Source organism: Burkholderia sp. Bp9015, assembly GCF_003853505.1.
Lineage (GTDB): Bacteria > Pseudomonadota > Gammaproteobacteria > Burkholderiales > Burkholderiaceae > Burkholderia.
The window spans coordinates 1-1,959 of sequence record NZ_QTPZ01000081.1 but is presented as its reverse complement, the minus strand read 5'-3'; the positions used below and the strand labels follow the sequence as shown (position 1 = coordinate 1,959).

Sequence of the window (1,959 nt, the reverse complement as noted above, 5' to 3'; positions counted from 1 at the left end):
GCCCACGACGCGGAAGGCGTGTTCCGCAGGACGGGCATCACGTTCGCCGTGTACGGCGACGCGCAGGCCGCCGAGCGCCTGATTCCGTTCGACATCGTGCCGCGGATCATCTCGGGCGCGGAATGGAGCCGGCTGTCGCTCGGCATCGAGCAGCGCGTGATGGCGCTCAACGCGTTCCTCGACGACATCTACCACCGCCAGGAGATCGTGCGCGCCGGCATCGTGCCGAAGCACCTGATCGCGCACAACGAGGCGTTCATCCCGGAGATGATCGATTTCCGGCCGCCCGGCAACGTCTACACGCACATCATCGGCGTCGACATCGTGCGCACCGCCGAGAACCAGTTCTACGTGCTGGAAGACAACGCGCGCACGCCGTCGGGCGTGTCGTACATGCTGGAAAACCGCGAGACGATGATGCAGCTCTTTCCCGAGCTGTTCCAGCAGGTCAAGGTGCGCCCGGTCGAGACCTATCCGCAGATGCTGCGGCAGTCGCTCGCGGCCGTGTGCCCGCCGGGCGGCAATGCCGACAACCCGACCATCGCCGTGCTCACGCCCGGCATCCACAATTCCGCGTACTACGAACATTCGTTCCTCGCCGACCAGATGGGCGTGCACCTCGTCGAGGGCAGCGACCTGCAGGTGGTCGACGGCCGCGTCGCGATGCGCACCACCGAAGGCTTCCGGCCGATCGACGTGCTGTACCGCCGGGTCGACGACGCGTTCCTCGATCCGCTGACGTTCCGCCCCGATTCGGTGCTCGGCGTGGCCGGGATCATGGACGTCTACCGCGCCGGCAACATCACGATCGCGAACGCGCCGGGCACCGGCATCGCCGACGACAAGGCGATCTACTCGTACATGCCGGAGATCGTCGAGTTCTACACGGGCCGCAAGGCGCTGCTGGAGAACGTGCCGACCTGGCGCTGCGGCGAGGCCGACAGCCTGAAATACGTGCTCGAGCATCTCGACGAACTGGTCGTGAAGGAAGTGCACGGCTCGGGCGGCTACGGGATGCTGGTCGGGCCGTGCGCATCGAAGGCCGAGATCGAGGCGTTCGCCGCGAAGCTGCGCGCGCGTCCCGCGAACTACATCGCGCAACCCACGCTGGCGTTGTCCACGACGCCGATCCTGACCGAAGCCGGCCTCGCGCCGCGCCACGTCGACCTGCGGCCGTTCGTGCTGGTGTCGGACCGGATCCGCATCACGCCGGGCGGGCTCACGCGCGTCGCGCTGCAGGAGGGCTCGCTGGTCGTCAACTCGAGCCAGGGCGGCGGCACCAAGGACACCTGGGTGCTGGCCGACTGAGCCGGGCACGACCGCGCGCGCCGCAGCCGGCGCGCGAACCGAACGAAGACGGAGTGGACACGAGATGCTTCTGGGACGAACTGCGAGCGGTCTTTACTGGATGTACCGCTATATCGAGCGCGCGGAGAACATCGCGCGCATCGTCGATGCCGGACTGCGGATGGCGCTCACGCGCACGTCCGACGCGCCGGCCGAATGGTCGTCGGTGCTGGTCAGCTCGGGCGCGGACGACGGCTATCGTCAGAAGTACGACGCGTATGCCGCCGATACCGTGACCGACTACCTGCTGCGCGACCGCGACAACCCGTCGAGCGTGCTGTCGTGCATCGAGGCCGCGCGCTCGAACGCGCGGATGGTGCGCACGGCGCTCACGCGCGAGGCGTGGGAGAGCGTGAACGGCGCCTGGCTCGCGCTGCGCCAGGCGCTTGCGCAGCCGGTGCCGGAGAGCGGGCTGCCGGCGGTGCTCGACGAAGTGAAGCGCGAAACCGCGCTGATCCTCGGCAGCTTCTACAGCACGATGCTGCGCAACGAGATCTTCGATTTCGCGCAGATCGGCGCGTTCGTCGAGCGGGCCGACAACACCGCGCGGATCCTCGACGTGAAATACCACCTGCTGCTGCCGTCGGTGTCGCACGTGGGCACGATCCTCGA

2 protein-coding genes are annotated in these 1,959 nt (G+C 67.9%); both read left to right on the top strand.

The genetic code is table 11. From position 1 onward, the window contains the following. The coding region (locus DIE12_RS37645; protein WP_148092735.1) for a circularly permuted type 2 ATP-grasp protein at window positions 1-1,308 on the top strand (1,308 nt) is incomplete at its 5' end. Window positions 1,309-1,372: 64 nt separating this feature from the next. Beyond that, window positions 1,373-1,959: alpha-E domain-containing protein (locus tag DIE12_RS37640; RefSeq protein ID WP_185641055.1), on the top strand; the 587-nt coding region annotated here is incomplete at its 3' end.